We start from the raw sequence: 5,046 nt of genomic DNA, 5'->3' as shown, positions 1-5,046 counted from the left end.
GCTGGCCTCCGTCATCGGCACCCGGCTCGGTTTCGCAAGCGTGTGGCAACTACCGACGATCGACTTCGTCCTCTCGGTCATCGCGATGCTCCTCCTCCTCGCCAGCTTCTGGTTCGGCCGCCACAGCCGCCGCTGGCGCCTGTGGACCATCGGCTTCGCCACCGCCACACAGATTGTGCCCATGGTGATCCGCGAACCCGTGCTGCTGTTTCCGCTGATCGGCGCGCTGATCCCGGTGGCGATCCTGGTGGGTTGCTTGATGGCTCTGTCGAAGAAGGACGCAAGCGCTAGCCCGCCGCAAGGTTCCTGATAAACTACGACGCTCGCTGGCAGCCCCAGCCTGCCAGCAACAAGTTTGGAGAGATGGCCGAGTGGTTTAAGGCAGCAGTCTTGACGCGGAGGCAGGAAGCCGAAGCGGACAGCGGCGAAGCCGCTGGCCCCGAAGGGGGGAGGGCAGGATGCCCGGAACAAAACTGCCGTAGTGGCGCGCAGCGCGCGCCTCGTCAGTACAACGAGTTCTGGAGAGATGGCCGAGTGGTTTAAGGCAGCAGTCTTGAAAACTGCCGTAGGTGTGAGCCTACCGTGGGTTCGAATCCCACTCTCTCCGCCACTGTTTGAACAAAAACCCTTGATCTTCAAGGGTTTTTTTTCGTCTGTAGCGAGGGTAACCATGTTTCTACCCATACTCATTCGCGGGCCTAGGCGAACGTCAGTGGACGACGCGAGCCGCCTTTAGGTCGGCGATGTACTGCTGTATTTCGCTCTCCGGCCATCGCGAGCTGCGCCCAATCTTCACCGGCTGAGTGATTTTCCCAAGCGAAACCAGTTCGTAAAACTGAGTTTTTTTCAGGCTGGTGCGGCGCATACATTCAGGCAGATCAAGCAGCTTTTCATTCAAGAATTTCTCTCGCACTGACTGTGCGATTGCATCCGGCGTTGCGTTGCTGGTTTGTTCGGTGTGCTGCATGGTCGAGCCTTTGTCGTGAGGTGTGAAAAGAGCGGCCATCACTGGCCGCCCCGGTGTTATTCGCTATTCGTCAAAAGGGAATTTGATCATCGGCGTACCCCGAATCTGCCGGCGGTGGAGCTTGCCGCTTCTGACCGCCATTACCTGCCGGTCGCGGGAGGTGATTACTGTCGCCCTGCTGGCGATCCCCGTCGCGGTCATTGCTGCCGAGCATCTGGAAATCACTTGCGATGATTTTCGTGCTGTAGCGGGTCACGCCATCCTTTTCGTACTTGTCGGTTTGCAACCGGCCCTCGACGTAAATCGGTCGCCCCTTCTTCATGTACTCGCCAACGACTTCAGCCTGCCGACCGAAAAAAGTAATGCGATGCCATTCCGTTTTTTCCTGCTTTTCGCCGGACTGTTTGTCAGTCCATTTTTCTGTTGTGGCGACGCTGATTTCCGTAATCGCCGTTCCGCTGGCCGCGAAGCGCGTTTCGGGATCGTCGCCGAGGTTGCCGATAATCTGGACTTTGTTAAGCGATGCCATGGTGGTTAGTGCCTGTATCCGTGGGTGGTGATGAGGGTGTAAACACGTTCGCAAACCGGATTGCAAAACAACTGCGCCGGGTTATTGAACGGCGCTTCGCAGTCGCGGTTGAGGCAGTGGCCGACAGCTCGCGGCCGTGGGGTATGCGCTGCCTTGATCTTCTGCGCGGCCAATCCTTGCGCCAGGTTCAACGCATCGAAGTCCTGCGCCATGTCGATCACGTCAGCCATGGTGATTTTTCTCCATGAAGATCACCGCGCCAGCGATGTAGTTAATCGCGCCGAGCAATTCGCGCACCGCGGCGTCGTGCGGAAGCCGCTGCGCCTCCTGTGCCTTCTTCATCGCCTGACCCAGCACGAAGCCGATGCCGACCAGATCGCTGATCGTCTGCATGGGCTGGGCTTCGAACGGGGCGCCCTGAGCGTGTCGCTCGGCGCCCTTGCCCTTTGCCGCCTGATCGAACGCGCGACGCAGCACGGACGCGAGCGAGTCATAGCCGGGCGCGAAAATCGCCATGACTTCGCCCGCGTGTTCGTGCTCGGCCAGGAATTGCAGGGTCTCGACGGCCAGTACGTTGGGAGTGGTGTGGAAGCCGCCTTTCATCGCGCACCCTTCCGCTCAATGATCGCCAACGTGACCACTTCGAAATCAACTAGCTTGTCGAGCGGATACAGCACGCGGCCGGCAACCTTGACGAATTTCAGGCCTTCGCTCCCGTGCTTAGCCTGCCGCCAGTTCGCCAACGTGCCGTTGGCATACGCGCCATTCCAGCGGCTGACGACTTGGGCCGGGGTGAGATTCCCGCCACGCTTGCGCGCGGCGGCATGACTGCGGCGAAGCGTCCGCAGTGTCTTCAGGAATTCGGCGGCGTTCATACGAAGTTGCCCGCGCCGTCATCGCCGGCCAGCTCGGCATTGAAGCCTGCAAGCGCTTCGCCGCCAGGCTTGGCAGCTTCGCGTGCCTTGTCGAACGCTTCGGCGGCCAGCTTCAGGCGGTCGTGTGAGCCGTCATCTGCAAGCGCCTTTTGCACTTTCTTAGACAGCTTCGGCCACGCGGCGCGGTACGCTTCCATGCCTTGCTCGCTGATGCTGCGCAGCATGTTGCGTGCTGTCTCAACCTGCGGGTCAAGCGCTTTCGCACCGTCGACCCAATCGCGTAGCGCCTTGCCATCTGCCGGCGTGATGTAGCCGTTGCCACGGCCTAACATCGGCTTCAGGGCTTCCGGGCACTTCATCACGTCTTGCTTTTGTCCCTCGTCCCACATGAGCATGCTTGCCGTCATTTCAAACATGAAATTCTTTTCGCAGATCGGCTGAATGCCGAGCGACTTCACGACTGTTTTGCCGGCGGCATCCTTGCCTTTCATGTCGATCTTTTCGCGAGCGCGAATGCAAACGATGATGTGCATGTCAGATGCAAGCAGTACATTCATGAATTTCTTGTGCGCGCCCTTTGCCGGCGCCCAATCTTTATTTCCATTCCGTCCGGCGTTCTCGGCGATTTCTTCGCAGCCGCCTGTGCCTTCCCATTCGTGGCTGCCACTGTCGATAACCAGCACTTCAACACCGGCCGCCTGGAATTCGTGCAGGGCTTCCGTGTAGCGTTTCGGGCTGTACGGCGCGTCAAGGTCACCAATCAAGAACGACTGAGTTTCGCCGGCTTCGTTCTTGATGATGTCGGCATACAGGCTGCCGCGACGGTTTTCGGTATCGAGCAAGCCGACTTTCAACGCGTTGAAATTCGCGAGGCCGTAAGCAAGCTGCAGAGCCGTGAACGTCTTGCCGCTGCCGCTGATGCCGGCCAGGCAGATAACCAGTCGCGCGCCTTCGCGCTCCGCTTTGCGTATGGTGAGAACTGACATGTGATCGTTATTCCTGGAGTGAGTTAGCGCCACTGCCGGCGGCGTTTGCCGGCAGGCGCGTGGTTCGGGGAGGGGTTGTTGCGTGTCGGCTTTGCGCCCATGCGGCAGGGCGGCGGCAGCTGGCCGCTGTCCTGAATCGAGGAGTACACGGGCACAGAGATGTGCGTGAATGCCATCGCGAGCAATGAGGCAAGCTCGGTGCGCCTCACTGCACTGACTCCGCCGACACAGCGAGCGCTGTTTTCTGGCGGTGCCATGACGTCAAGCTGATCTGTTGGATGTCGTCGCCGTAGCCGGGAAAGTGGCCGGTAGCGCGGCACTGCGCGAGCTTGCGCAGATCGGCGCGGTATTCCAGCCGGCCGAGCTCCACGTCTTCGGGATCGAGGCTGTACACGCCAACCGAGTAGGGTGGTTCCGCTTCCTGGGCAATGAAGAAGAAGGCGCGCGGCTTGGCAATATCGAGCTTGCCCTGTTCAATCGCGGCGGCGATGCCGTCGAGATAGAACGGGTGCTGTACGTCATAGCGATATGACTGGATCGACGACACGAAGCCGTCGAAGCTGGCGTCACGCGCGGTCTTCAGGTCGAGGCACAGGCCGCAATCGGTGTATTTATCGGGCCGCACGCGCAACAGCTCGCCGGTTTCCGGGTCGACCCAGTAGAACGACATTTCAGCGCGGCCACGCCTACGCAGCAGCTTGCCGGCGGCAGGGTGGCGCATGAGCACTTCGCGCATTGCGTGCAGCGTGTTCCAGTCGCTCTCCGACAACACGATGCGGCCGGTGTTGTTCGTCAGCCATTCCGCCTGCACGTCTGACCAGAGCGTGACCGGCACGCCATTCGCGCGGAGTAGGGCGGCCAGTTCGTGACGTGATCCACTGACGGATAGCAGGCCGGTGCGCGTGAAGTTCAGCCGTTCGATTTCGGTCTTCAGCTCGGCGCCTTTCATCGTGCAGAGCGCGGCGCGACTGACTTCCGAAACGTCGTCGTTTTGTTCGGCGCGGCCGGCGAGGATGCGGTCAATCAGTTCGTCTTTCGTTCCGCTACTCGGCAGCTTCGGCAGCCGGCCAGCGTTGAGCGCTTGAATCTTCGAAACCAGCACGTCAGCGTCATTGATCGCTTCCGGCACGTCACACATGCGCAGGCCGAGGCAGTACGTGCGGGTGAACACGTCCGGCTCCAAAACGATCGCGTGATACGCGGAGCCGAAAGCCTGCGAGGGCGTCGATACTCGTTCCGGTGCGTCGGGCGATTTCGCGAACGCGAATTTCTCTGCTGATTTGTGGAGGATGTCCAGTCCCGACTTGGATGTACCGGGGCCGCCGTGGTAGGCGTCGTTCGTCAGATCGTAAACACCGGGGCGTAGGGTGTGCTGCATTCGTCACTCCGTGATGATGTATGAACGATGATGAACGATAAGTGTTGAAGTGCACCATGTCAACACTTATCATTCATCAATGCACCCCCTTTTCCCCGATCAAGTCGAGTTCGTCAGCAAGCTGCGGGAAGCGTTTCGCACTCATCAATCAGTGCTCGGCTGCGCGGCGACGGGGTTCGGAAAAACCGTTACGTCGTCCCATATAACGGCGTCGGCGGTCGCAAAAAAAAAGCGAACGATCTTCACGGTTCACCGCGAAAACCTGATAACGCAAACGTCCGGCGAGTTCCGTGAGTTCGGCATTCCGCATG

Annotated in this window: 9 protein-coding genes and 1 tRNA gene; 3 read left to right on the top strand and 7 right to left on the bottom strand. The window is 59.8% G+C overall.

Going from position 1 to position 5,046, the window contains the following annotated elements:
• Positions 1-310, top strand: a 310-nt coding sequence (locus tag VFE81_RS22505; RefSeq protein WP_325046703.1) for a hypothetical protein, incomplete at its 5' end; no start/stop codon positions are given.
• A gap of 210 nt (positions 311-520) precedes the next feature.
• Positions 521-610: transfer RNA gene (locus tag VFE81_RS22500), tRNA-Ser, on the top strand.
• A 99-nt stretch (positions 611-709) separates the two neighbouring features.
• Here the strand turns inward: VFE81_RS22500 and VFE81_RS22495 are convergent.
• The 7 genes from VFE81_RS22495 to VFE81_RS22465 form a co-directional block, all read right to left on the bottom strand.
• The gene (locus VFE81_RS22495) at positions 710-1,006 is read right to left on the bottom strand and encodes a helix-turn-helix transcriptional regulator (RefSeq protein ID WP_325046702.1); all 297 of its coding nucleotides are present in this window, start codon (positions 1,004-1,006) and stop codon (positions 710-712) included.
• A 31-nt stretch (positions 1,007-1,037) separates the two neighbouring features.
• Positions 1,038-1,496 (bottom strand): single-stranded DNA-binding protein, encoded by a 459-nt coding sequence (ssb, locus tag VFE81_RS22490; protein ID WP_325046701.1) that lies wholly within the window; start codon positions 1,494-1,496, stop codon positions 1,038-1,040.
• A 5-nt stretch (positions 1,497-1,501) separates the two neighbouring features.
• A complete protein-coding gene (locus VFE81_RS22485; RefSeq protein WP_325046700.1) occupies positions 1,502-1,726 on the bottom strand; it encodes a hypothetical protein in 225 nt (74 codons plus the stop codon).
• Positions 1,719-2,099, bottom strand: coding sequence for a hypothetical protein (locus VFE81_RS22480; protein WP_325046699.1), 381 nt, complete (start codon positions 2,097-2,099; stop codon positions 1,719-1,721). Before VFE81_RS22480 ends, VFE81_RS22485 begins: the two co-directional genes overlap by 8 nt.
• Positions 2,096-2,371 carry a hypothetical protein gene (locus VFE81_RS22475; RefSeq protein WP_325046698.1) on the bottom strand — a complete coding sequence of 92 codons (276 nt, stop codon included), beginning with the start codon at positions 2,369-2,371 and terminating at the stop codon, positions 2,096-2,098. Before VFE81_RS22475 ends, VFE81_RS22480 begins: the two co-directional genes overlap by 4 nt.
• Positions 2,368-3,357 carry an AAA family ATPase gene (locus tag VFE81_RS22470; protein ID WP_325046697.1) on the bottom strand — a complete coding sequence of 330 codons (990 nt, stop codon included), beginning with the start codon at positions 3,355-3,357 and terminating at the stop codon, positions 2,368-2,370. Before VFE81_RS22470 ends, VFE81_RS22475 begins: the two co-directional genes overlap by 4 nt.
• 205 nt (positions 3,358-3,562) lie before the next feature.
• Positions 3,563-4,735, bottom strand: a complete 1,173-nt coding sequence (locus tag VFE81_RS22465) for a PD-(D/E)XK nuclease-like domain-containing protein (protein ID WP_325046696.1) — start codon at positions 4,733-4,735, stop codon at positions 3,563-3,565.
• A gap of 49 nt (positions 4,736-4,784) precedes the next feature.
• On the opposite strand from VFE81_RS22465, the gene VFE81_RS22460 reads away from it, so the two are divergent.
• Positions 4,785-5,046: DEAD/DEAH box helicase family protein (locus VFE81_RS22460; RefSeq protein WP_325046695.1), on the top strand; the 262-nt coding region annotated here is incomplete at its 3' end.

Source organism: Paraburkholderia sp., assembly GCF_035656215.1.
GTDB lineage: Bacteria > Pseudomonadota > Gammaproteobacteria > Burkholderiales > Burkholderiaceae > Paraburkholderia.
This window is presented reverse-complemented; position numbering and strand designations above follow the sequence as displayed.

Bases quoted from the DNA above. Each gene is read 5' to 3' on its own strand.
- VFE81_RS22495 (WP_325046702.1), bottom strand. From the start codon at position 1,006: ATGGCCGCTCTTTTCACACCTCACGACAAAGGCTCGACCATGCAGCAC.
- ssb (WP_325046701.1), bottom strand. From the start codon at position 1,496: ATGGCATCGCTTAACAAAGTCCAGATTATCGGCAACCTCGGCGACGAT.
- VFE81_RS22485 (WP_325046700.1), bottom strand. From the start codon at position 1,726: ATGGCTGACGTGATCGACATGGCGCAGGACTTCGATGCGTTGAACCTG.
- VFE81_RS22480 (WP_325046699.1), bottom strand. From the start codon at position 2,099: ATGAAAGGCGGCTTCCACACCACTCCCAACGTACTGGCCGTCGAGACC.
- VFE81_RS22475 (WP_325046698.1), bottom strand. From the start codon at position 2,371: ATGAACGCCGCCGAATTCCTGAAGACACTGCGGACGCTTCGCCGCAGT.
- VFE81_RS22470 (WP_325046697.1), bottom strand. From the start codon at position 3,357: ATGTCAGTTCTCACCATACGCAAAGCGGAGCGCGAAGGCGCGCGACTG.
- VFE81_RS22465 (WP_325046696.1), bottom strand. From the start codon at position 4,735: ATGCAGCACACCCTACGCCCCGGTGTTTACGATCTGACGAACGACGCC.